At 66.1% G+C, this 22630-nt stretch carries 21 protein-coding genes; 9 read left to right on the top strand and 12 right to left on the bottom strand.

Annotated features, from left to right (window positions below; translation table 11 throughout):
- Nucleotides 1-96: 96 nt before the first annotated feature.
- Both hemA and LJ656_RS27895 read right to left on the bottom strand, forming a co-directional pair.
- Entirely contained in the window at nt 97-1383 is a 1287-nt protein-coding gene (gene hemA, locus LJ656_RS27900; protein ID WP_230512758.1) for a glutamyl-tRNA reductase, read from the bottom strand.
- 79 nt (nt 1384-1462) lie between these two features.
- Nucleotides 1463-2173, bottom strand: a complete 711-nt coding sequence (locus LJ656_RS27895) for a response regulator transcription factor (protein ID WP_075303136.1) — start codon at nt 2171-2173, stop codon at nt 1463-1465.
- A 216-nt stretch (nt 2174-2389) separates the two neighbouring features.
- Here LJ656_RS27895 and LJ656_RS27890 point away from each other — a divergent pair, with 216 nt between their 5' ends.
- Genes LJ656_RS27890 through LJ656_RS27880 form a run of 3 tightly spaced genes read left to right on the top strand, consistent with a single transcriptional unit; the run spans nt 2390 to nt 5153 of the window.
- Nucleotides 2390-2656, top strand: coding sequence for a hypothetical protein (locus LJ656_RS27890; RefSeq protein ID WP_230512840.1), 267 nt, complete (start codon nt 2390-2392; stop codon nt 2654-2656).
- A gap of 19 nt (nt 2657-2675) precedes the next feature.
- Nucleotides 2676-4490 carry an aminopeptidase P family protein gene (locus LJ656_RS27885; RefSeq protein ID WP_230512757.1) on the top strand — a complete coding sequence of 605 codons (1815 nt, stop codon included), beginning with the start codon at nt 2676-2678 and terminating at the stop codon, nt 4488-4490.
- A gap of 39 nt (nt 4491-4529) precedes the next feature.
- Nucleotides 4530-5153, top strand: a complete 624-nt coding sequence (locus tag LJ656_RS27880) for an HAD family hydrolase (protein ID WP_230512756.1) — start codon at nt 4530-4532, stop codon at nt 5151-5153.
- Nucleotides 5154-5186: 33 nt separating this feature from the next.
- Here the strand turns inward: LJ656_RS27880 and LJ656_RS27875 are convergent, their stop codons facing one another.
- The 6 genes from LJ656_RS27875 to ugpB all read right to left on the bottom strand — a co-directional run bounded on the left by LJ656_RS27875 (nt 5187) and on the right by ugpB (nt 12869).
- Complete coding sequence (locus LJ656_RS27875) at nt 5187-6305, bottom strand: DUF748 domain-containing protein (protein ID WP_230512755.1); 1119 nt, start codon at nt 6303-6305, stop codon at nt 5187-5189.
- A 249-nt stretch (nt 6306-6554) separates the two neighbouring features.
- On the bottom strand, nt 6555-8219 hold the full coding sequence (gene ettA / locus LJ656_RS27870; RefSeq protein ID WP_230512754.1) for an energy-dependent translational throttle protein EttA: 1665 nt from the start codon (nt 8217-8219) through the stop codon (nt 6555-6557).
- A gap of 256 nt (nt 8220-8475) precedes the next feature.
- Nucleotides 8476-9564: a sn-glycerol-3-phosphate import ATP-binding protein UgpC gene (locus LJ656_RS27865; protein ID WP_230512753.1), complete on the bottom strand. Its 1089-nt coding sequence runs from the start codon at nt 9562-9564 to the stop codon at nt 8476-8478.
- Between the two features lie 97 nt (nt 9565-9661).
- Complete coding sequence (ugpE, locus tag LJ656_RS27860; RefSeq protein WP_230512752.1) at nt 9662-10507, bottom strand: sn-glycerol-3-phosphate ABC transporter permease UgpE; 846 nt, start codon at nt 10505-10507, stop codon at nt 9662-9664.
- On the bottom strand, nt 10504-11388 hold the full coding sequence (gene ugpA / locus LJ656_RS27855; protein ID WP_075303090.1) for a sn-glycerol-3-phosphate ABC transporter permease UgpA: 885 nt from the start codon (nt 11386-11388) through the stop codon (nt 10504-10506). Before ugpA ends, ugpE begins: the two co-directional genes overlap by 4 nt.
- 155 nt (nt 11389-11543) lie before the next feature.
- Nucleotides 11544-12869 carry a sn-glycerol-3-phosphate ABC transporter substrate-binding protein UgpB gene (gene ugpB / locus LJ656_RS27850; RefSeq protein ID WP_230512751.1) on the bottom strand — a complete coding sequence of 442 codons (1326 nt, stop codon included), beginning with the start codon at nt 12867-12869 and terminating at the stop codon, nt 11544-11546.
- Here ugpB and LJ656_RS27845 point away from each other — a divergent pair.
- On the top strand, nt 12859-13023 hold the full coding sequence (locus LJ656_RS27845) for a hypothetical protein (RefSeq protein WP_230512750.1): 165 nt from the start codon (nt 12859-12861) through the stop codon (nt 13021-13023). The genes ugpB and LJ656_RS27845 overlap by 11 nt on opposite strands.
- A 205-nt stretch (nt 13024-13228) precedes the next feature.
- Here LJ656_RS27845 and ychF read toward each other — a convergent pair whose 3' ends face one another.
- Nucleotides 13229-14323: a redox-regulated ATPase YchF gene (ychF, locus tag LJ656_RS27840; protein ID WP_230512749.1), complete on the bottom strand. Its 1095-nt coding sequence runs from the start codon at nt 14321-14323 to the stop codon at nt 13229-13231.
- Nucleotides 14324-14591: 268 nt separating this feature from the next.
- Here ychF and LJ656_RS27835 point away from each other — a divergent pair, with 268 nt between their 5' ends.
- The 5 genes from LJ656_RS27835 (at nt 14592) to LJ656_RS27815 (ending at nt 20035) form a co-directional block, all read left to right on the top strand.
- Nucleotides 14592-14960 (top strand): hypothetical protein, encoded by a 369-nt coding sequence (locus LJ656_RS27835; RefSeq protein WP_230512748.1) that lies wholly within the window; start codon nt 14592-14594, stop codon nt 14958-14960.
- A gap of 143 nt (nt 14961-15103) precedes the next feature.
- On the top strand, nt 15104-16276 hold the full coding sequence (locus LJ656_RS27830; protein ID WP_230512747.1) for a UbiH/UbiF family hydroxylase: 1173 nt from the start codon (nt 15104-15106) through the stop codon (nt 16274-16276).
- A gap of 256 nt (nt 16277-16532) precedes the next feature.
- On the top strand, nt 16533-17258 hold the full coding sequence (locus LJ656_RS27825; protein WP_230512746.1) for a DsbC family protein: 726 nt from the start codon (nt 16533-16535) through the stop codon (nt 17256-17258).
- A gap of 142 nt (nt 17259-17400) precedes the next feature.
- Complete coding sequence (locus tag LJ656_RS27820; RefSeq protein WP_230512745.1) at nt 17401-19191, top strand: M61 family metallopeptidase; 1791 nt, start codon at nt 17401-17403, stop codon at nt 19189-19191.
- 247 nt (nt 19192-19438) lie between these two features.
- The gene (locus LJ656_RS27815; protein WP_230512744.1) at nt 19439-20035 is read left to right on the top strand and encodes an FMN-dependent NADH-azoreductase; all 597 of its coding nucleotides are present in this window, start codon (nt 19439-19441) and stop codon (nt 20033-20035) included.
- A 152-nt stretch (nt 20036-20187) separates the two neighbouring features.
- Here the strand turns inward: LJ656_RS27815 and LJ656_RS27810 are convergent, their stop codons facing one another.
- The 3 genes from LJ656_RS27810 to trpC all read right to left on the bottom strand — a co-directional run bounded on the left by LJ656_RS27810 (nt 20188) and on the right by trpC (nt 22622).
- On the bottom strand, nt 20188-21045 hold the full coding sequence (locus LJ656_RS27810) for a uracil-DNA glycosylase (RefSeq protein WP_230512743.1): 858 nt from the start codon (nt 21043-21045) through the stop codon (nt 20188-20190).
- 120 nt (nt 21046-21165) lie between these two features.
- Nucleotides 21166-21795, bottom strand: coding sequence for a CYTH domain-containing protein (locus LJ656_RS27805; protein WP_230512742.1), 630 nt, complete (start codon nt 21793-21795; stop codon nt 21166-21168).
- A gap of 41 nt (nt 21796-21836) precedes the next feature.
- Nucleotides 21837-22622, bottom strand: coding sequence for an indole-3-glycerol phosphate synthase TrpC (gene trpC, locus LJ656_RS27800; protein WP_230512741.1), 786 nt, complete (start codon nt 22620-22622; stop codon nt 21837-21839).
- Between the last annotated feature and the right edge of the window lie 8 nt (nt 22623-22630).

The following is a 22630-nucleotide window of genomic DNA, read 5'->3' as shown; positions in this document are numbered from 1 at the left end:
GGGGAACGGGCGAAGGCCCGGGGTGGAAGCAGCGGCTGCGAGCTGCGCCGGGGACGACGCAAACACGGCGCAGACGCGGCGGCGCAAAGGGCGCCGCTAACGCTCCGAGGAGCTGGAGTGTTTGTAGAAACCGCTAATCAGTTCGATCAGCTTGTCGCGGTTGTCGCTGCTCGCGCGGTTGAGCGCGTGCGTCGGACCGTGGATCAGCTTGTTGGTGAGCGACTGCGACAGCGCTTCGAGCACCGCCGCCGGATCTTCGCCGCGCGCGAGCATCTTTTGCGCGCGTTCGACTTCGGCGCGGCGCAGCGCGTCGGCCTGTGTGTGCATGTGGCGGATCACCGGCACGATGCTGCGCGCGTCGAGCCACTGCATGAAGTTCTGCACGCGCGTTTCGATGATCGCTTCGGCCTGCGCGACCGCGGCCTGACGCGACGCATTGCCTTCGCGAACGATCGCGCCGAGGTCGTCGACGGTGTACAGGAACACGTCTTCGAGCTGGCCGGCTTCCGGTTCGATGTCGCGCGGCACCGCGAGGTCGACCATGAAGATCGGCCGATGGCGGCGCGCTTTCACCGCGCGCTCCACCGCGCCGAGGCCGATGATCGGCAACGTGGACGCGGTACACGACACGATGATGTCGAATTCGTGCATGCGCGCCGGCAGCTCCGACAGCGGAATCGCCCGGCCGTTGAAGCGCTCGGCGAGCCGCTGGCCGCGCTCGGCGGTGCGATTGGCGACCACCAGCTCGCGCGGCTGCTGCGCGGCGAAGTGCGTCGCGCACAGTTCGATCATTTCGCCGGCACCGATGAACAGCACGCGCTGGTTCGCGATCTTGTCGAAGATGCGCTGCGCGAGGCGCACCGCGGCGGCGGCCATCGATACCGACTGCGCACCGATTTCGGTGGTGCTGCGCACTTCCTTCGCGACCGCGAAGGTGCGCTGGAACAGCTGGTTCAGATAGGTGCCGAGCGCGCCGGCCTCGGACGCGGTGCGCACTGCGTCCTTCATCTGCCCGACGATCTGGGTTTCGCCGAGCACCATCGAATCGAGGCCCGACGCGACCCGGAACGCATGGCGCACCGCTTCGGATTGCGGCAGCGCGTACACGTGCGGCGCGAGTTCGTCGATCGGGAGGTTGTGGTACCTGGACAGCCATTGAAGCGCGGCTTCGCGTGCCGCGAGGTCGTCGGTCGCGCAGTAGAGCTCGGTGCGGTTGCAGGTGGAGAGAATGGCCGCTTCCGGCGCATTCGGGGCCATCCGGCCCAGCCAGATGCCCTTGAACGTGTCCAGTGCGGGCTTGATCTGTTCGAGCGGAAACGCCACGCGTTCGCGCAGGGCGACAGGCGCAGTGTGGTGGTTGATTCCGATCGTTAGAAGCTGCATGGTGTGGGGCTATCGTTCAGGCCGATATTATAGCGTTTTCACGATTTTCACATCCGGCGCGCCACATACCGGGCATGTGTCAGATCGCGCCGGTCAGGCTTTCCAACGGAATCGGGTCGAGCTGATAACCGTAACCATAGACCGGCGTCAGCGTGTAGCCAAGCTCCGGGCGCAGTTGCAGCTTGCTGCGTACCCGCGACGCATGGGTATCGATGGTGCGCGACTTTACGTCGCGACGACGCGACCACACGGTTTCCAGGATGTGCGCGCGCGACACCGGGCGCGCGAGGTTGTTGAACAGCAGCAGCGCGAGGCGAAATTCCTTCGGCGTCAGGATCACCGTGAGATCGCGGAAGCTCACCTCGAAGTTCGCGGCGTCGAACGTATAACCGCCGATCACGTCGCGGCGCCGGTTGGCGGGCCGCCGCAGACCCGCGCGGCGCTGCAGTGCCTCCACTCGCGCCAGCATTTCCGGACCACGCACCGGTTTGCTCAGGCAGTCGTCGGCGCCGGCGTGCAGCGCGGCGACGATCTGACTCTCGCGCGGGTCCGCGATCAGCATCATGACGGGCAGGCCAGGCAGAATGGAGCGCGCGCGCGGGATCACATCTTCGGCGCAGTGGTCGCCGGCCCAGCTTTCGGTGATCAGCAGGTCGAAAAATTCGTCCGCGGCGCGCTGCAGAAACTTGGCGCTGGTGGTGAAGTGCTGGCAGATGTGGCCGCCGGCAAAAATCAGCCGGTCGACTAACTTGGCATGCAGCACGTCAGGTTCGATGAGGGCGATGCGCATGGCTCTGCGTCAGCCTGGCAATGAGCGGGGGCTGCCTTTGCAGGAAGCCTTTCAGCTTGCCTAAGCACACTCCCGACCCCTAAACTCAACCGCTACGCGGAAAGCGCCGTGCTGAACTTGTATAGTTAATGAGGCAAAAATGCTAGCTGTGGCGGCTCCCTTCGCCTATGAGACGAATCCGATTTTGCTGCGGTCATGTTGCGAGGCTCGTCGCTGATGGGTTGGCCAGGCATTCTCGTGCTAGGTGTCGCGATCGGTCTCGCCGGCTGGTGGCTGCATCCGTTGCGCCGGGCGAGCCGCACCCGCTGTTGGCTTGCGCTCGTCGCGGGTGTGCTCGGCGCGAGTGTCGCGCGCATGGCCGGCAACGTGACCGGTCTGTTCCATGATGGCGAATTGCTCGAATGGCCGGTGTGTACCGCCGTCGCGCTGATCGTCGTCGCCGTGACGGTCGGCCTCGGCTCGCGCCGCGCGGTCCGTCGATGAATTCTTTGCAGGTAACCCCATGAACGCCCGACTCCCCGAAACCTCTTCCATTCCCGAGCGTCTCGCGAGCCTGCGCGCCGCGATGGCGCGCGAAGGCATCGCCGCTTATCTGGTGCCGTCCGCCGATCCGCATCTGTCCGAGTACCTGCCCGGGCGCTGGCAGGGTCGCCAGTGGCTGTCGGGCTTCACCGGCTCGGCCGGCACGTTGATCGTCAGCGCGGATTTCGCCGGTGTGTGGACCGACAGCCGGTATTGGGAGCAGGCCAGCGCGCAACTGGCCGGCACTGGCGTCGAACTGATGAAGATGACCGGCGGCCAGCAGACCACTCCGCATTTTGAATGGCTCGCGCGAAACGTCGCGAAGGGCGGCACGGTCGGCGTCGATGGCGCGGTGCTCGGCGTCGCGGCGGCGCGTGCGTTGAGCGCGACGCTCGGCGCGCACGGGGTGCAACTGCGCACCGATGTCGATCTGTTCGACGCGATCTGGGCGCAGCGCCCGGCCTTGCCCGCCGACGCGGTGTTCGAGCACGCCGAGCCGCAAGCGGGGCTCGCGCGTGCGGAGAAGCTCGCGCAGGTGCGTCGTGCGATGGCCGACAAGGGCGCGCAGTCGCACTTCATCTCGACCCTCGACGACCTCGCGTGGCTGCTCAATCTGCGCGGCGCCGACGTCAGCTACAACCCGGTGTTCGTCGCCCATGCGCTGATCGGCGTGGATCGCGTGTCGCTGTTCATCGCCGACGGCAAGGTGTCGCCGGAGCTGGCCGCCGTGCTCGCGCGCGACGGCATCCACGTCGAGCCGTATGCGAAGGCCGCCGACGCGCTGGCCGCGCTGCCGGCCGGCAGCACGCTGCTGATCGACCCGCGCCGGATCACTTATGGGCTGCTGCAGGCGGTGCCGTCGACGGTCAAGCTGGTCGAGGCGGTCAATCCGTCGACCTTCCTGAAGTCGTGCAAGAGCGCCGCCGACGCCGCGCACGTGCGCGCGACGATGGAGCAGGACGGCGCGGCGCTCGCCGAATTCTTCGCGTGGTTCGAAGCCGCGCTGGGCCGCGAGCGGATCACCGAGCTGACCATCGACGAACGTCTGACGGCCGCCCGCGCGCGCCGTCCCGGTTTCGTGTCGCTGAGCTTCGCGACGATCGCCGGCTTCAACGGCAACGGCGCGATGCCGCACTACCGCGCGACCGAGGAGTCGCACGCGGTGATCGAGGGCGACGGCCTGTTGCTGATCGACTCCGGCGGCCAGTATCTGACCGGCACCACCGACATCACCCGCGTCGTGCCGGTCGGCACGCCGAGCGACGCGCAGCGGCGCGATTTCACGGTGGTGCTGAAAGGGATGATCGCGTTGTCGCGCGCGCAGTTCCCGCGCGGCATCCGTTCACCGATGCTCGATGCGATCGCGCGCGCGCCGATCTGGCAGGCGGGCGCCGACTATGGTCATGGCACCGGTCACGGCGTCGGCTACTTCCTGAACGTGCACGAAGGCCCGCAGGTGATCTCGCACTACGCGCCGGCCGAACCGTGGACCGCGATGGAGGAGGGGATGATCACGTCGAACGAACCGGGTCTGTACCGGCCGGGCAAGTGGGGTGTGCGAATCGAAAACCTCGTGCTGAACGTCGCGGCGGAGAAAACCGAGTTCGGCGATTTCCTCAAGTTCGAGACGCTGACGCTGTGCCCGATCGACACGCGCTGCATCGAGCTGTCGCTGCTGCGCGACGACGAGCGCACGTGGCTCAACGCGTATCACGAGACCGTGCGCACGCGTCTGTCGCCGCATGTGAGCGGCGACGCGAAGGCGTGGCTCGAGCTGCGCACGCAGCCCATCTGAGCGTGGCGTAGCAACCCCTCGCGAATTAACGGAGAGCGCATGGCAATCAAGGCAGTGGTGTTCGACTTCGGTGGTGTGCTGATCGACTGGAATCCTGACTATCTATACCGCCAGCTGATTCCCGATGAAACCGAGCGCCGCTGGTTTCTGACGCACGTGTGTTCGATGGACTGGGTGATCCGCCAGGACGGCGGCCAGCCGATCGCCGAAGGCACCAGAGAGCTGATCGCGAAGTTTCCCGATCACGCGCGTCTGATCCGCGCGTTCTACGAGCGCTGGCACGAGATGGTCGCCGGCGTGCTGGAGGACGGCGTCGCGCTGATGGAGCAGCTCGAAGCGGCCGACGTGCCGTTGTTCGGCCTCACCAACTGGTCGGCCGAGACTTTCCCGTATGCGTGGGAGCACTACCCGGTGCTGCGGCGGTTTCGCGACATCGTCGTATCGGGGCGGGTGAAGCTGGTGAAGCCGGATCCGGCGATCTTCGCGGAGATGCGCCGCTGCATCGAGTTGCAAATTCCGGGCATCGAGCCGGCCGAGCTGGTTTTTATCGACGACAACGCGAAGAACGCCGAGGCCGCGACGGCGCTCGGCTGGCACGGCGTGCATCACACGAGCGCCGCGCGGACGGCATGGCAACTGCGCGAACTGGGCTTGCCGGTGTGAGCGTGGGTGAGCGCGGCGACACCGCGCGCGCCGCTACTGCCCCAACAGATTCTTCAACGCGTTGCCGAGCCCCTTGACGGTCTCGCCGGCGCCCTTCGCGACGCCTTCCACGCTCACCCCGAGCGCCTGCGCGAAGCCCGCGCCGATGCGCGCGAGGATCCCTTCGCGCACCGAGAACTTCGGATCGCGCAAATCGCCATCGAGCACGAAATGCAGCGTGATGTCGCCGTCGCGCTTCTTCAGCGCGGCGACCGCGGCATGGGTCGGAATCGACATGAAGGTTTCGAGCGGATTGGTCGATTCGGCCAGTTGCAGATTGTGGACCGTCACCGTGCCGGGTGCGTGCAGGTGATAGTTGCGCACCGTCGATTCGATCGTCAGATCGACCGTGCCGCCGGTCACCTGCGCGCGCGTGCCGGCCTTCTTCAGCAGATAGGGATCGAGCGTCACGACGTCGACGCCGTGCAGTTTGCTGGTGGTCTGCGAATCGCGGCTCGCTATCTTGATCCAGCCATCGAAGCTGACCGTGCCGGTATGCGCCGGCCCCTTGATCGAGCCGCTGACGCTGACATTGGTCGGCTCGGCGAGCGACGGCAGATACAGATTGTCGACGGTCGCATTCGCATTGCTGACCGTGATCCTGAACGCGGGCGGCCCGACGGTCAGGTCGTAGAAGTGGAAATTGCCGTGCTCGAAGCGGATCCGGTCGACCCGCTTTTCGCTCGGCGCCGACGGCCTCGCGCCGTTCGGCTGATCGGCGCGGTTCACCGACTCGCGCAGATTCGGCAGCAGATTCAGCGAGCCGTCCTGTTTGCGCAGCACCGCGAGGTCGAAGCCACGGATCACGACTTCGCGGATATGGATGCGCCGCCCGAGCAGCGCGCGCACATCGGGCGTGATGATGATTTCGTCGGCGCGCAGCGGCTCGCCGGCCGGCCAGCCGGGCGGCGCTTTCAGCAGAACGTGGGACAGATGCAGCGAGGTGAGGCCGACGTCGATACTTTCCGCGCTGCCCAGCGGGCCGAGCGCCGCGGTGACGCGATCCTTGATTTCCTGTTGTGCGAATTGCAGCGCGCCGATGGCCAGCAGAACCAGTGCCAGCAACGTGCCCGCCACGACGACGATCCAGCGCCTGCCCCTCGACAACGCCATGCTTGCCTCCTCGTCACCGCGTCGGGCGGTGTGCTGATGACCGGCTTATCGGTGCGCGGCCGCGCGCACGTTTCCAGCATTTTTCTTCGCGCATTTTTTTGGATAGGCGAGCCGGCCTTGCACCGGCTTGCCACCAGCGCGCCGCGAATGCCCAGCTCCCGCAACGCCCCCGACAAGCAACGCGCATGCCCCGCCGCTGCTCCGTGATAAAGCGACACGGACGGCGGGGGCATCACGCGCTTAACGCGCTTAACGCGAGATCGGCTTGTAGCGTAGACGCTTCGGCCGCGCGCCTTCCTCGCCGAGACGCGCGCGCTTGTCGGCTTCGTATTCCTGATAGTTGCCGTCGAAGAACGTCACTTGCGAGTCGCCTTCGAACGCGAGGATGTGCGTCGCGATCCGGTCGAGGAACCAGCGATCGTGCGAGATCACCAGCACCGAGCCGGCGAATTCGAGCAGCGCGTCTTCGAGCGCGCGTAGCGTTTCGACGTCGAGGTCGTTCGACGGTTCGTCGAGCAGCAGCACGTTGCCGCCGGCGATCAGCGTCTTGGCCAGATGCAGACGGCCGCGTTCGCCGCCCGACAGATTGCCGACGATCTTCTGCTGGTCGCCGCCCTTGAAGTTGAAGCGGCCGATGTACGCGCGCGACGGCGTTTCGTACCTGCCGACCGTCAGCACGTCGGCGCCGCCCGAGATTTCCTCGAACACGGTCTTGTTCGCGGCCAGCGCTTCGCGGCTCTGGTCCACGTAAGCGAGCTTGACGGTCGGGCCTTGCACGATCTCGCCCGAATCCGGCTGTTCGCGGCCGGTCAGCATGCGGAACAGCGTCGACTTACCGGCGCCGTTCGGGCCGATGATGCCGACGATCGCGCCGGCCGGAATCTTGAAGCTGACGTTATCGAGCAGCAGGCGCTCGCCGTACGACTTGCTGACGTTCTTGAACTCGATCACTTCATTGCCGAGGCGGTCGCCGACCGGAATGAAGATTTCCTGGGTTTCGTTGCGCTTCTGGTAGTCCTGGCTGTTCAGCTCCTCGAAGCGGGCGATACGCGCCTTCGACTTCGCCTGACGGCCCTTCGGGTTCTGACGCACCCACTCGAGTTCCTTCTTGATCGCCTTCTGACGCGCCGATTCCGACGCCTCTTCCTGCTTCAGGCGCTCTTCCTTCTGATCGAGCCAGCTGCTGTAGTTGCCCTTCCACGGAATGCCGTGGCCGCGGTCCAGTTCGAGAATCCACTCGGCGGCGTTATCGAGGAAGTAGCGATCGTGGGTGACCGCGACGACGGTGCCCGGGAAGCGCGTGAGGAACTGTTCGAGCCACTCGACCGATTCCGCGTCGAGGTGGTTGGTCGGCTCGTCGAGCAGCAGCATGTCGGGCTTTTGCAGCAGCAGCTTGCACAGTGCGACGCGACGCTTTTCGCCGCCCGACAGATGTTCGATCTTCGCGTCCCACGCCGGCAGACGCAGCGCGTCGGCGGCGATCTCGATCTGCTGATCGGCGCTGCCGTCCGAGGTCGCGAGGATCGCTTCGTACTTGGCCTGTTCGGCCGCGAGCGCGTCGAAGTCGGCGTCCGGCTCCGCGTAGGCCGCGTAGATTTCGTCGAGCTTCTTCTGCGCGTTGAACACGTCGCCGAGACCTTCCTCGACCGCCTCACGCACCGTCTTTTGCGGATCGAGCTGCGGTTCCTGCGGCAGGTAGCCGATGTTCAGGTTCGGCATCGGCGTGGCTTCGCCTTCGATCTCGGTATCCACACCGGCCATGATGCGGATCAGCGTCGACTTGCCCGAGCCGTTCAGGCCGAGCAGACCGATCTTCGCGCCGGGGAAGAACGACAGCGAGATGTCCTTGAGGATCTGGCGCTTGGGCGGCACGATTTTGCCGACCCGGTTCATGGTGAAAACGTATTGGGCCATTTTGCTTGCAGTAGACGTTGACGACGCCGGCCGCGTGCGGGCGGGCAGTCGGGGGTGAATGGGTAATCGGTGTGTCAGGGCCGGGCTGAGTGCCCGGCGCCGGCCGGCGCGGCAGCGGATTTCGACGACGTTCGCGCGCGCGGCGGTGGTTCAGGTGGCATTGTACTTCGCGGCGGGGGCGGGGCGGCAGGGGGGAAGCTGCCGTGTGGCCCGGCGTTACGCGCCCCTGGCGTGGGAGCGTGGCGGCGCGGCCCGGTCAGTTCGCGCGCCGTCCCGTCTGCGGATCGAAGAAGTGCAGATGCTGCGCGGGCAGCGCAACCTGCAGCGCTTCGCCGGCCGCCGGACGATGGGCGTGTGGCAGCCGCGCGGTCACGTCGTGCTTGCCCCAGCGGCCGTGCGCGAGATTGTCCGCGCCGAGCAATTCGCACGAATCGACGGTCAGCGTCGCATGCGGCGCGTTCTGCGTGCCTGGGCTCATATGCTCGGGGCGGATGCCGAGCATCCATTCGCGGCCCGTCGCGACTTCGCGGCCGATCGACGGCACGCCCGCGAGCGGCAGCCGCGGACCGTTGCCGGCGACATCGAACGTCGAGCCGTCGTCGGATACGCGGCCTTCCAGCAGATTCATCCCCGGCGAGCCGATGAAGCTCGCGACGAACACCGTCGCCGGCCGCTCGTAGACCTCGGTCGGCGCGCCGATCTGCTCGGCGTGCCCCTTGTTCATCACGATCACGCGCTGCGCGAGCGTCATCGCTTCGATCTGATCGTGGGTCACGTACAGGCTGGTGGTTCGAAGCCGCGCATGCAGGCGCTGGATTTCGAGGCGCATCTGCACGCGCAGCCGCGCGTCGAGATTCGACAGCGGTTCGTCGAACAGGAACACCGCCGGTTCGCGCACGATCGCGCGGCCCATCGCGACGCGCTGGCGCTGGCCGCCCGAAAGCTCGCGCGGCTTGCGCTGCAGCAGCGGTTCGAGTTCGAGAATCTGCGCGGCGGCTTCGACGCGTCTGGCGATCTGCTCGCGCGCGACGCCGGCGATCTTCAGCGCGTAACCCATGTTTTCGGCGACGCTCATATGCGGGTACAGCGCGTAGTTCTGGAACACCATCGCGATGTTGCGGTCCTTCGGTTCCAGCTCGTTGACGACCTTGCCGGCGATCGAAATCTGCCCGTCGGAGATGCGTTCGAGCCCGGCGACCATCCGCAGCAACGTCGACTTGCCGCAGCCGGACGGCCCGACCATCACGACGAATTCGCCGTCGGCGACGTCGACATCGATCCCGTGCAGGATGAACTGTTTGCCGTCGTAGGTCTTCTTAACGCGTTGCAGAGTCAGTGCGGCCATGCGGTTCCAACCTTTGTTTTGAGTGCTTGCGGCGCGTCGCTCTGGATAGAGCGTGAGGCGCGCGCAGGTTCGATTCGAGCGGAGCGGTCGCGCCCGCTCACTTCTCCGAATCCACCAGTCCGCGCACGAACCAGCGCTGCATCGTCAGCACGACCACGAGGGGCGGCAGCATCGCCAGCAGCGTCGCGGTCATCACCAGATGCCATTCGGTTGCGGTGTCGCCCGACGCGATCATCCCCCGGATGCCGATCACCGCGGTGATCAGCGATTGCTGGCTGGTGATCAGGATCGGCCACAGATACTGGTTCCAGCCGTAGATGAAGGTAATCACGAACAGCGCGGCCATCGTGGTGCGCGACAGCGGCAGCACCACGTCCCAGAAGAAGCGCAGCGGCCCCGCGCCGTCGATCCGGGCGGCCTCCATCAGTTCGTCGGGCAGCGTCTTGAAGAACTGGCGGAACAGGAAGGTCGCGGTGGCCGACGCGATCAGCGGCAGCGTCAGACCGGTGTAGGTATTGCTCAGATGCATCGACGACACGACCTGCACGGTCGGGAAGATCCGCACTTCGACCGGCAGCATCAGCGTGATGAAAATCAGCCAGAACGCGAGCGTGCGAAACGGGAAGCGGAAGTAGACGATCGCGTACGCGGAGATCATCGACACCGAGATCTTGCCGATCGCGATCACCAGCGCCATCACCAGACTGTTCAACAGCATCCGGTTGAACGGCGCGGCCGCGTTGCCGGTCCCCTGGGTCCAGACGGTTGCGATGTTCTCGAACAGATGCGTGCTCGGCACCAGCGACAGCGGCACGCTGAACACCTCGTGCTCGCTCATCGTCGCCGCGCAGAACGCGACGTACACCGGAAACACCACCAGCGCGACGCCGATGATCAGCACCACGTGGCAGAACAGGTCGAAACCGCGGCGGTTCTCGATCATGAGTATTGAACCCTGCGTTCGATGAAGCGAAATTGCACGACGGTCAGCACGACGACGATCACCATCAGCACGACCGACTGCGCGCCCGAGCTGCCGATGTCGAGTCCCTGGAAGCCCTCGGCGAAGATCTTGTAGATCAGCGTGCGGGTCGCCTGGCCGGGGCCGCCGCCTGTCGCGGCATCGATCACCGGGAAGGTGTCGAAAAACGCGTAGGTGATGTTGATCACCAGCAGGAAGAACGTGGTCGGCGACAGCAGCGGCAGCGCGATGCCGAAGAAGCGCCGCACCGGACCGGCGCCGTCGATCGCGGCCGCTTCGATCAGCGAGCGCGGAATCGCCTGCAGGCCCGCGTAGAAAAACAGGAAGTTGTAGCTGACCTGCTGCCAGACCGATGCGAGCACCACGAGGAACATCGCCTGACCGGGGTTCAGCGCGTGATTCCACGTGACGCCGAGCCGCGCGAGCGCGAAGGTGACAAGACCGATGCTGGGGTTGAACAGGAACGTCCACAGCACCGCGGCGATCGCCGGCGCGACCGCGTACGGCCAGATCAGCAGCGTTTGATAGAGCTTCGCGCCGCGCGTCACGCGATCCGCGCAGACAGCGAGCAGCAGCGAGATCACGAGTCCGGATACGGTGACGAGCGCGCAGAACACGATCGTCGTATTGAACGACGCCAGATAGAGCGGATCGGCGAATAGCTGCCTGAAGTTGGCGAGGCCGACGAACTGGCTGGAGGTGCCGAACGCATCCTGGCTTTGCGTCGATTGCCACAGCGCCTCGCCGGCCGGCCACAGGAAGAACACCAGCGTGATGAGCAGTTGCGGCCCGACCAGCAGGTAGGGCAGGGCGCTGGTGCCGAAACTGGAGCGCTTTTCCATCGAAGTTTCCACGGTGTGCTGCAACGACGGGTTCCGGCGCGGCGGCGCCGGAACCCGGTTAGCAGGCGGCGGATGTGCCGCCCGGGTGTGCCGGCCGCGCGGCCGGTTCGGTTGCCAGCCTGTTTGCGAACCACGTTGCCGACTTGGTTGTCGACTTAATTGCCGGCCTTTTCGAAGCGGCGCAGCAGGTCATTGCCGCGCGACACCGACGAGTCGAGCGCCTGTTGAGGCGTCTTCTTGCCCGCCCACACCTGCTCGAGTTCTTCGTCGATCACGGTGCGGATCTGCGGCATGTTGCCCAGCCGCAGGCCCTTCGTGAACGGCAGCGGGGGTTTGTTCAGCATCTGGCGGATCGCGGTGTCGCTGCCCGGGTTCTTTTCGTAGAAGCCCTGCTGGCGGGTCAGGTCATACGCGGCCGTGGTGATCGGCAGATAGCCGGTGTCCTGGTGCCATTTCGCGGCGACCGGCGCGGTGGCCACGTACGCGAGGAACTTTGCGACGCCCTTGTAGACGGCCGGGTCCTTGCCCGACAGCACCCACAGGCTCGCTCCGCCGATGATCGCGTTCTGCGGCGCGCCCTTCACGCTCTCGTCGTACGGCATCATGCCGGTGCCGAAGTTGAACTTCGCGTACTTCCTGATCGTCGCGAGCGAGCCCGACGAGTTCGTGATGATCCCGCAGTCGCCGCTATAGAACTTCGATACCGGTTCGTCCTTGCGGCCGACATAGGTGAAGGTGCCGTCCTTGCCCATGTTCTGCAGGAACTGGATGTGCGCGACCTGCAGCGGCTTGTTGAATTCGAGCTGCGCGTCGAGGCCGTCGAAGCCGTTGTTCTTCGATGCGAACGGCGCCGCATGCCACGCGCTGTAGTTTTCGAGCTGAATCCAGCTCTGCCAGCCCGACGAGTAGCCGCACGACATGCCCGCGGCCTTCAGCTTCTGCGCGTCGGCATGCAGTTCGGCCCAGGTCTTCGGCGGCTGATTCGGATCGAGGCCGGCTTTCTTGAACGCGTCCTTGTTGTAGTACAGCACCGGCGTCGAGCTGTTGAACGGCATCGAGATCAGCTCGCCGGTTTTCGGGTCGCTGTAGTAGCTGGCGATGGTCGGCACGAAGGCCTTCTGGTCGAGCGGCACGCCGGCGTTTCTGAATACTTCGGTGACCGGAACGATTGCCTTTTTGGCCTGCATCATCGTCGCGGTGCCGACTTCGTAGACCTGCAGGATCGCCGGCGCGTTGCCGCTGCGGTAAGCGGCGATGCCGGCCGCGAGCGTCTGGTCGTAGGTGCCCTTGAACACCGGCACGATCTTGTAGTCGCTTTGCGATTTGTTGAAGTCGTTCGCGATGTCGTTCAGACGTTCGCCGAGTGCGGCTTCCATCGCGTGCCAGAACTGGATTTCGGTGGCGGCGTGGGCGGCCTGGCTGAGGCCGACGCTCAGTACTGCGGCGACCGATAGCGAACGGAACAGCGGCTTGCAATTCATCGATTTGTCTCCTGTGCGCACTGGCGCGGATGCGGATCGCGCGATTCTATTTTGGTTCGATGACATTCCGGCGTCGAAGGCCGGGCGGCGCGAAAGGCTCGTGGCGGGCGCCGGAAGCCGCAATTTAACATCGGCTGTCATGAAACGGAAATAAATGGCGGGAGGCCGGGCAGGCGGGGGCGAAGACAGGAGTTTCTGCCCGCGCTGGAGGCAGGGTTGGTTGGCAGTCCTGCGCGGGACCGTATCGGCCATATGAAAAAAGCCCGCTGGACGCGGGCTTTTCTGAACGCACATCCGCCGCGGGGGCGCATGGCTCGATGCGGTGCGCGCCGGTCGTGATCCGGCGCGGCGCTTTGCTTTTACACGTTGAACAGGAAGTTCATCACGTCGCCGTCGTGCACCACGTATTCCTTGCCTTCCGCGCGCATCTTGCCGGCTTCCTTCGCGCCTTGTTCGCCCTTGTACGCGATGAAGTCGTCGAAGCCGATGGTTTGCGCGCGGATGAAGCCGCGCTCGAAGTCGGTGTGGATCGCGCCGGCCGCCTTCGGTGCAGTGTCGCCGATATGGATCGTCCACGCGCGCACTTCCTTCACGCCGGCCGTGAAGTAGGTCTGCAGACCGAGCAGGCGGAAGCCCGCGCGGATCACCCGGTTCAGGCCCGGCTCGTCCATCCCCATGTCGGCGAGAAACACTTCCATGTCGGCTTCGTCGAGGTCGGCGATTTCCGCTTCGACCGCCGCGCACACGGCCACCACCGGCGCGTTTTCGGCGGCCGCGAACTTCTTGACCGCGTCGAGGTGCGGGTTGTTCTCGAAGCCGTCGTCCTTCACGTTGGCGACGTACATGGTCGGCTTCGCGGTGATCAGGCAGAACGGCTTGAGGGTCGCCTGTTCTTCCTCCGACAACTGCAACGCGCGCACCGGCTTGGCCTGGTCGAGCTGCACGCGGACCTTTTCGAGCACCGCCGCGTTCTTCACGGCTTCCTTGTCGTTGCCCGATTTGGCCGCCTTCGAGTAGCGCGCGAGCGCCTTTTCGACGGTCGCGAGGTCGGCGAGCGCGAGTTCGGTGTTGATCACTTCGATGTCCGACAGCGGATCGACCTTGTTGGCGACGTGAATCACGTTGTCGTCCTCGAAGCAGCGCACCACGTGCGTGATCGCGTCGGTTTCGCGGATGTTCGCGAGGAACTGGTTGCCCAGGCCTTCGCCCTTGCTCGCACCGGCCACCAGACCGGCGATGTCGACGAATTCGACCACCGCGGGCAGGATGCGCTCAGGCTTGACGATTTCGGCGAGCGCCTTCAGACGCGCGTCCGGCACTTCGACCACGCCGACATTCGGCTCGATCGTGCAGAACGGGTAGTTTTCGGCGGCGATGCCCGCCTTGGTCAGCGCGTTGAACAGGGTGGACTTGCCGACGTTGGGCAGGCCGACGATGCCGCATTTGAGGCTCATGGAAATCCTTCAGTGAATCAGTAAGTTGCGTGATGCGCTCGACGCTGGGCGGGGATCTGGAACGCCGTTGCGCAGGGCGGCGCGCGGCGGGCTCAGCGGAGCGGACAAGTCACCCGATCGGGGCGTTGGCTCGACGATTGAGTGCGAGTTTTCACGGAAAGCGCAATTGTAACCCGTTCGCCTGCGGCGGCCGGTCCGCGCATTTGCCCGCAGCCCCTGTAGAATCGTCTGTCCAAAGCCGGCAGAGCTTATTTCTCGGGGGAGCAGCGTGCGAATCATTGGATGGGTGGGAACCGCAGCCGCGGTCGCGATCGTGGTGGGCGTCGTGGTCACATGGGTCGCGCCGAATTTCGACGAAGCCCAGGCCACCACGGACCGCCAGACGATCGACTGCCTGACCAGCCATCTGTCGCACGAGGACCGGGCGAGCATCGCGCGGTTCGCCGACAAGAACGACTTCGACTCGCTGTGGCAGGTGTTCGACCGCGTGTTCCCCGACTGCGCGGTGCGCGGCGATCAGCGCGATCGCAAGGCGCAGCTCGAAGCGGCCGCGTGGCGCAACCTGTCGTCCGATCGGGAGTTCATGCGCATGCGCGAGGCCAACGCGGCGCTCGCGGCCAGCGGCGCGGCGCACTGACCGGCCCGAACGGCACTGACACCACTCACATCCCGCATTAGCGCCGGCACCCTTTTTACCCAGCGCGGCAGCGCGTTCCAGCGGGCGCGAAATGCCGCGTCCATCGATCCGTCCCCCGCAACCCCCGCGGCTATAATGCGCGGATGAACGCACACCACCAGACTTTCGATGCCGCGGTGATCGGCGGCGGGCTCGTCGGCAAGACCGCGGCGCTCGCGCTCACGCAAGCCGGACTGCGTGTCGCGCTACTCGCGCAGCCGTGCGCGGCGCTGCCCGCCGGCGCTGCCTTCGACTCGCGGGTGTACGCGCTGTCGTCGAGTTCGCAGGCGTTGCTCGAACGGCTGCGGGTCTGGCAGGCGCTCGATCACGCGCGGCTCGGGCCGGTCTACGACATGCGCGTCTACGGCGACGCGCATGCCGAACTGCATTTCTCCGCTTTCCAGGCATCGGTGCCGCAGCTCGCGTGGATCGTCGAATCGTCGGTGATCGAACGCTCGCTCGATGCGGCGCTGCGCTTCCAGCCGAATCTGAACTGGATCGACTCGCGTGCGCAGGCGCTCGATTTCACCGCCGACAGCGCCAGCGTCGGCCTCGCCAACGGCAACGTGCTCGCGGCGGATCTGGTGGTCGGCGCGGACGGCGCGCATTCGTGGGTGCGTGCGCAGATCGGTTCGAAGATGGTGCGGCGCGACTACAAGCAGACCGGCGTGGTCGCCAATTTCAAGGCGGAGCGGCCGCACGGCGAGACTGCGTACCAATGGTTCCGCGACGGCGAAATCATCGCGCTGCTGCCGATGCCGGACGGCCATGTGTCGCTGGTCTGGTCCGCGCGCACCGAGCACGCGGAGCAACTGCTCGCGCTCGATCCCGAACGGCTCGCGGCGGAAGTGGAGCGGGTGACGGGCGGCCAGTTCGGCGCGCTCGAATGCGTGACGCCCGCGCAAGGCTTCCCGCTAGCGCTGCAAACGGTGGACCGGCTGGTCGCGCCGCGTGTTGCACTGGTCGGCGATGCCGCGCATCTGATCCATCCGCTCGCCGGCCAGGGAATGAACCTCGGTTTGCGCGACGTCGCCGCGCTCGCCAGCACGGTCGCCGGCAAGGAGTCGTTTCGCGATCTCGGCGACATGGTGCTGCTGCGCCGTTACGAACGCTCGCGCCGCGAGGACATTCGTGCACTGATGATCGCGACCGACGGCCTGCAGAAACTGTTCTCGGTACCCGGGCCGCTCGCGCGCGCGGTGCGCAACACCGGTATGGCGCTGGTCGGCGCGCAGCCGTTGATCAAGCGCTGGCTGGTGTCGGCCGCGCTCGGCTGAGCGCCTGCTAGGTCCTTGGCTACGCCCGAGGCTACGCGCCGGGCGAACCGCCCCCCGCCGCCCGGCGCCGTGAAGATAGCCGATGGCCGGTGAGCCGCGGCCGGGGCAGGTATCATGAGCGGATCGACCGGTTGCGATCCGACCCGAAACGGTGGGAGAGCGCGGAACCAAGGCGCGGAACCAAGGCGCGGTACCGAACAGCGCCGCCGAACGTGAAAAAAAACGCGCGATGCGCGACTGAACCCAGGACTCCAGCATGAAAAAGACTTTCCGCATGGCAGCCGCGGCGCTCGCGATCGCTGCCGCCACGCTCGGCTGCTCGGCCCAGGCCGACCAGACCACCGACAAGCTCAAAGCCACGCTGCAATCGCGTCTGGCCGACGTGACGATCAAGAGCATCACGAAGTCGCCGATCGCCGGCCTGTACGAGGTGAACCTCGGCACGCAGATCATTTACAGCGACGCCAGCGGCGACTACCTGATGCTCGGCGACATGGTCGACGCGAAGACGCGCAAGAACCTGACCGAGGCCCGGCTGTCGGACACCAACCGGATCGACTTCGCGAGCCTGCCGTTCGCAAACGCGGTGAAAGTGGTGCGCGGCACCGGCGCGCGCAAGATCGCGGTGTTCTCCGATCCGAACTGCCCGTACTGCAAGCAGCTCGAAACCACGCTCAATTCGATCGATAACGTGACCGTCTACACGTTCCTGTATCCGGTGCTGTCGCCGGACTCGACCGCCAAGTCGAAGTCGATCTGGTGCTCGGCGGACCGCGCGAAGGCGTGGGAATCGTGGATGCAGAACCATCAGGCGCCGACCGCCGCCGCGACCTGCGACACCGGCGCGATCGACAAGAACCTCGCGCTCGGCCGTTCGATGAACGTCGAAGGCACGCCGACGGTGTTCCTCGCCGACGGTCGCCGCCTGCCCGGCGCGGTGCCGGCCGAGCGGCTGGATCGCGAAATGTCCGCGGTGCACTGAGCGCACTGGCGGGCAATATTCTCCGCAATGCGCGCCCCGGGCGTGCAACGCGTGAGACAAAAGGAGGCGCGCGCAGCGCCTCCTTTCGCATCAAGCTCCGAATTCCTTCGTCTCACTTTCCGACCTCTGCCTATTCCCACTGATGAAGCCGATCCGCTACACCATCGTTCCGAGTCAACCCGCCGCCCACCTGTTCGAAGTCACCGTGACCGTCGCCGACCCCGACCCGGCCGGCCAGCGCTTCATGTTGCCGGTGTGGATTCCGGGCAGCTACATGGTGCGCGAGTTCGCGCGCAACATCGTCACGCTGCGCGCGGTCAACGACGCGGGCCGCAAGGTGCGCGTCGAGAAGATCGACAAGCACACGTGGCAGGCCGCGCCGGTGAAGGGTGCGCTGACGCTGCGCTACGAGGTGTACGCGTGGGACCTGTCGGTGCGCGCCGCGCATCTGGACGACACGATCGGATTCTTCAACGGCACCAGCGTGTTCCTTGCGCCGCTCGGTCACGAGGACGCGCCGTGCGTGGTCGACATCCAGAAGCCGCAGGGCGCCGCGTATCGCGGCTGGCGCGTGGCGACCGCACTGCCGGAAGCGCGCGGCACCAAGCGTTACGGCTTCGGCGAGTACCGCGCGCAGAACTATGACGAACTGATCGACCATCCTGTGACACTCGGCGAATTCGCGCTCGCCACCTTCAGCGCGCACGGCGTGCCGCACGACGTGGTGATCGGCGGTCGCGTGATTGGGCTCGACATGGAGCGGTTGTGCAAGGACCTGAAGCGCATCTGCGAGGCGCAGATCGCGCTGTTCGAGCCGAAGTCGAAAAAGGCGCCGGTCGAGCGCTATGTGTTCATGACCCAGGCGGTCAGCGACGGTTACGGCGGGCTCGAACACCGTGCGTCGACCGCATTGATCTGTAATCGCACCGATCTGCCGGTGCAGGGCCGCAACGCGATGAGCGACGGCTACCGGACCTATCTCGGCCTGTGCAGTCACGAATACTTCCACACGTGGAACGTGAAGCGCATCAAGCCGGCAGCGTTCGCGCCGTACGATCTGAGCGTCGAAAATTACACGTCGCTGCTGTGGCTGTTCGAAGGCTTCACGTCGTATTACGACGATCTGATCCTCGTGCGCAGCGGCGTGATCTCGCCGGACGATTATTTCGGGCTGCTCGGCAAGGTGATCGGCGGCGTGCAGCGCGGCAGCGGGCGGCTCAAGCAGAGCGTCGCCGAAAGTTCGTTCGACGCGTGGGTCAAGTACTACCGCCAGGACGAGAACGCGCCGAACGCTATCGTCAGCTATTACACGAAGGGCTCGCTGCTCGCGCTCGCGTTCGATCTGACGATTCGCGCGCAGACCGGCAACCGCAAATCGCTCGATGACGTGATGCGTCTGCTGTGGCAGCGCTTCGGCCGCGACTTCTACCGGGGCAAGCCGGTCGGCGTCGGCGAAAGCGAGGTCGAGGCGCTGTTCGCCGAGGCGAGCGGCGCGCAACTGGCCGAGCTGTTCGCCGAGGGCGTGCGCGGCACGCGCGATCTGCCGCTCGCCGAACTGCTCGCGCCGTTCGGCGTGACGCTTGCGCCGGATTTCGACCGCAACGGCAAGCCGTCGCTCGGCGTGCGGTTGCGCGGCGGCGCCGATTGCACGCTCGCGGCGGTACACGAAGGCAGCGCCGCGCAGAAGGCCGGTCTTTCAGCCGGCGACGTGCTGATCGCGCTCGACGGCCTGCGCGTGACCGGCGGCAATATCGACGCATTGCTGAGCCGCTATCAGCCGGGCGCGAAGTTCGAAGTGCATGCGTTCCGCCGCGACGAGCTGCGCGTCGCCCAGCTCAAGCTCGACGGTCCCGAGGCGGCGCGCTACAAGCTGGCGGTCGGCGATAACCGTCCTGCCGCGCGCAAGGCCCGCGAGCGCTGGCTGGCGGGCTAACCGGCCGGGCGGCGGGACGCCCGCCGGCTCGCGCATTGGCGGGTATACAGGCCCGCCTGACCGGCTGATCCGCACGGTCGGCTCCTCGCCGATCGTCGCCCGCCCCCGCATCAATCGGCGGGCGACAGCGGCGGATTGTTCTACCCATGCAACAATCCGTCGCCGCCGGACCGCTTTTTCCGCGGCCCGGAAAAAAACACAATGGCTCCACTCGCGCAACACTGCGCGCCCCCTACTGGAGTCAACCATGACCACGATTCTGCAAATCAACTCGGCAGCCCGCTCGCAAGGCGCTAACTCGACGCTCCTCGTCAACGAGCTGACCGCCAGGCTGCAACAGTCGAACCCGGGCGCGCAAGTCGTCGTCCGCAACCTGCAGGCTGAGCCGCTGCCGCACCTGGACGACGAAGTGCTCGGCGCGTTCTTCACGCCGGCCGAGCAGCGCACGCCGGAGCAGGCTGCGATCGCCGCGCGCAGCGAAGCGCTGATCGCCGAACTGCAAGCCGCCGATATCATCGTGATCGGCGCACCGATGTACAACTTCGGCATCTCGTCGCAACTGAAGACGTACTTCGACTTCATCGCGCGTGCCGGCATCACGTTCCGCTACACCGCGAACGGTCCTGAAGGCCTCGTGACGGGCAAGAAGGTCTACGTCGTGTCGGCTCGCGGCGGCAAGTACCTTGGCACCCCGAACGACAGCCAGACGCCGTTCCTGAAGAGCTTCCTCGGCTTCCTCGGCATGACCGACGTGAATTTCATCTACGCCGAAGGCCTGAACATGGGCCCGGACGCTGCGAACGCGGCGCTGAGCTCGGCGCGCGAGGCAATCGCCGCGGTTTGAGCCATACCGGCTTGAGCGCGTCGCGGCGCCGCTGACCGGCGGCGCGCGCGAGCAAATAAAAACCGCCACGGATGGGGATCCCATCCGTGGCGGTTTTGTTTTTCTGCGCGGTCGATTGGTCCGGTTGGCCTGCTTGGCCGCCCGGCCAGCGGTTACGCCAGCATCTGCGCTTCGTCCGGCAGCCGCCAGTCGATCGGTGCGCGGCCGTGCTGCTGCAGATAGTCGTTCGCCTTCGCGAAATGCCCGCAGCCGAGAAAACCGCGATGCGCGGACAGCGGCGACGGATGCGGCGCCTCCAGCACGCAGTGCGACTTGCCGCCGAGCAGCGCGCGCTTGGCCTGCGCGTGCGCGCCCCACAGCATGAAGACGAGGCCGTCGTGGCGCGTCGCGAGTTCGTGGATCAGCGTGTCCGTGCACTTTTCCCAGCCGCGTTTCGCGTGGCTCGCGGCGGCGTCACGTTCGACGGTCAGCACCGTGTTTAGCAGCAGCACGCCCTGCCTGGCCCAGCTGTCGAGGCAGCCGTGCGGCGGCGCTTGATGCCCGAGGCTCGCGGCGATTTCCTTGAAGATGTTGCGCAGCGACGGCGGCGGCCGCACGTGCGGCGCGACCGAAAACGCGAGGCCGTGCGCCTGCGGCGTGCCGCGGTCTTCGCCGTGATACGGGTCCTGGCCGAGGATCACGACTTTCACTTCGTCGGGACTCGTCAGGCGCAGCGCGCGGAATACGTCGGTCGGGTAGATGGTTTTGCCGGCCGCGCGCTCGCCGTCGACGAAGCTGCATAGCGGCGCGTACGCGTCGCTGTCGATGAACGGTTTCAGGTGCGTGCGCCATGCCGCGGGCAGGGCGGCGAACTGGGCTTCGAGCGTCGGCGGGGCGGCGTGGCCCGATGCCTGGTGGGACGCGGCAGCGGTGGAATTTGCAGGGGCCAAAGTTTCGGCGGAGACGGGCGCGGCGTCGTCGAACAACGATGCCTGCGGCGATTTGGAGCGGGGGCGGGGGGCAGAGGTCATGGCGGGGAAGTGTCGCAGCAAACGCTGCCGGGCTCAAGTTCGCGGGGCGTTATGAACTAGGTGGAAACCGGAAACCGCCCCGAAGCTAAAGCCGGGCCCGGCCCGGCGCCGCCTCGACTGCTACGCCCGCGCGCGCAACTGATACCCCCGCTGCGCCTTGCTGACGTTATCCGGCGCAAGTCCGGCAATCTGTTTGCCGAGTTCGGCCGCGAGCGTGTGCAGTGCCGCTTCGTCGCCCGCTTTCAGCTCCAGCTCGATCTCCGAAATCGGCGCGCGGCGGGCGTCGCCATCGACGTCGGCAAGCACCTCGCCTTGATCGATCGCCGCCTCGATTTGCGCGCCATCCACTTCGAGCTGCCACAGCGTGCGGGTGAAATTCGTCTGGAACAACTCGATCAGCGTCGCCGCCGCCGCACGCAGCGCGTCAGCCGCGGCCGGCTCGTCGCACGCATTCAGCAACGCGTCGATTTCAAGCTTCGCGCCGGCCACCGGCATTTCCCATTCGTGCCGGCTGTGCAAACCGTTCGCCGCGTTGCCGACCGTCTTGAACGTCTGCAGCCAGCCGTCCGGCGTGTGCCGCAAGCGCAGCGCGCTTTTGGACGACGCCAACGCCAACTGCGGCGTGTCGAAGTAAATATTCCCGAGCTTTACCGGCTCGCCGTCCTTGCCTGCGCGTGCGACGAACCACTGCGTCGCCGCCTGCACCTGCTGCGCCGGCAGCGCCAGCTTGATTTCGTGTTCCATGCCCATGATGTAATTCCTTGCTCGTGCCCGACTATGAAACGTCAGGCTCAGAAAAACATCCGCGCAAGTTCCACACCCGGCTCTGGCGCGCGCATGAACGCTTCGCCGACGAGGAACGTGTGCACACCGCGCGCCCGCATCTTCTCCACATCCGCGCGCGACAGAATCCCCGATTCGGTGACGACGATGCGGTCGTCCGGAATCGCGTCGAGCATGTCGAGCGTTGTATTGATCGAGGTTTCGAACGTGCGCAGATTGCGGTTGTTGATGCCGATCAACGGGGTCTTGAGCGTCAGCGCCGCCTTCAGCTCGTCGTTGTCGTGCACTTCGACCAGCACCGCGAGACCGAGCGAATGCGCGAGCGCTTCGAGGTCCTGCATTTCGGTGGTCTCCAGCGCGGCGGCGATCAGCAGGATCGCGTCGGCGCCCATCGCGCGCGCCTCGACGATCTGATACGGATCGACGATGAAATCCTTGCGGATCACCGGCAACTGGCACGCGGCGCGCGCCTCCTGCAGATACGCGACGCTGCCCTGGAAGAACTGAACGTCGGTCAGCACGGACAGACACGCGGCGCCGTGCTTCTCGTACGAACGCGCGATGTCGGCCGGCACGAAGTGCTCGCGCAGCACGCCCTTCGACGGGCTCGCCTTCTTCACCTCGGAAATCACCGCGGCGAGTCCCGCCGCGTGCTTCGCGCGCAACGCGCCGACGAAGTCGCGCAGATCGCGCGACGACGCTTCGAGCCGCAATTCTTCGAGCGGCGCGCTCTGTTCGGCCGCGCGGACTTCTTCGCGTTTGACCGCGATGATGCGGTCGAGGATGTCGCTCATAGTTGTCC

Origin of the sequence: Paraburkholderia sejongensis (genome assembly GCF_020880815.1) — a bacterium.
Lineage (GTDB): Bacteria > Pseudomonadota > Gammaproteobacteria > Burkholderiales > Burkholderiaceae > Paraburkholderia > Paraburkholderia sejongensis.
Note: the sequence above shows the minus strand (reverse complement) of the source record. Positions and strands in the feature narration are given on the sequence as shown.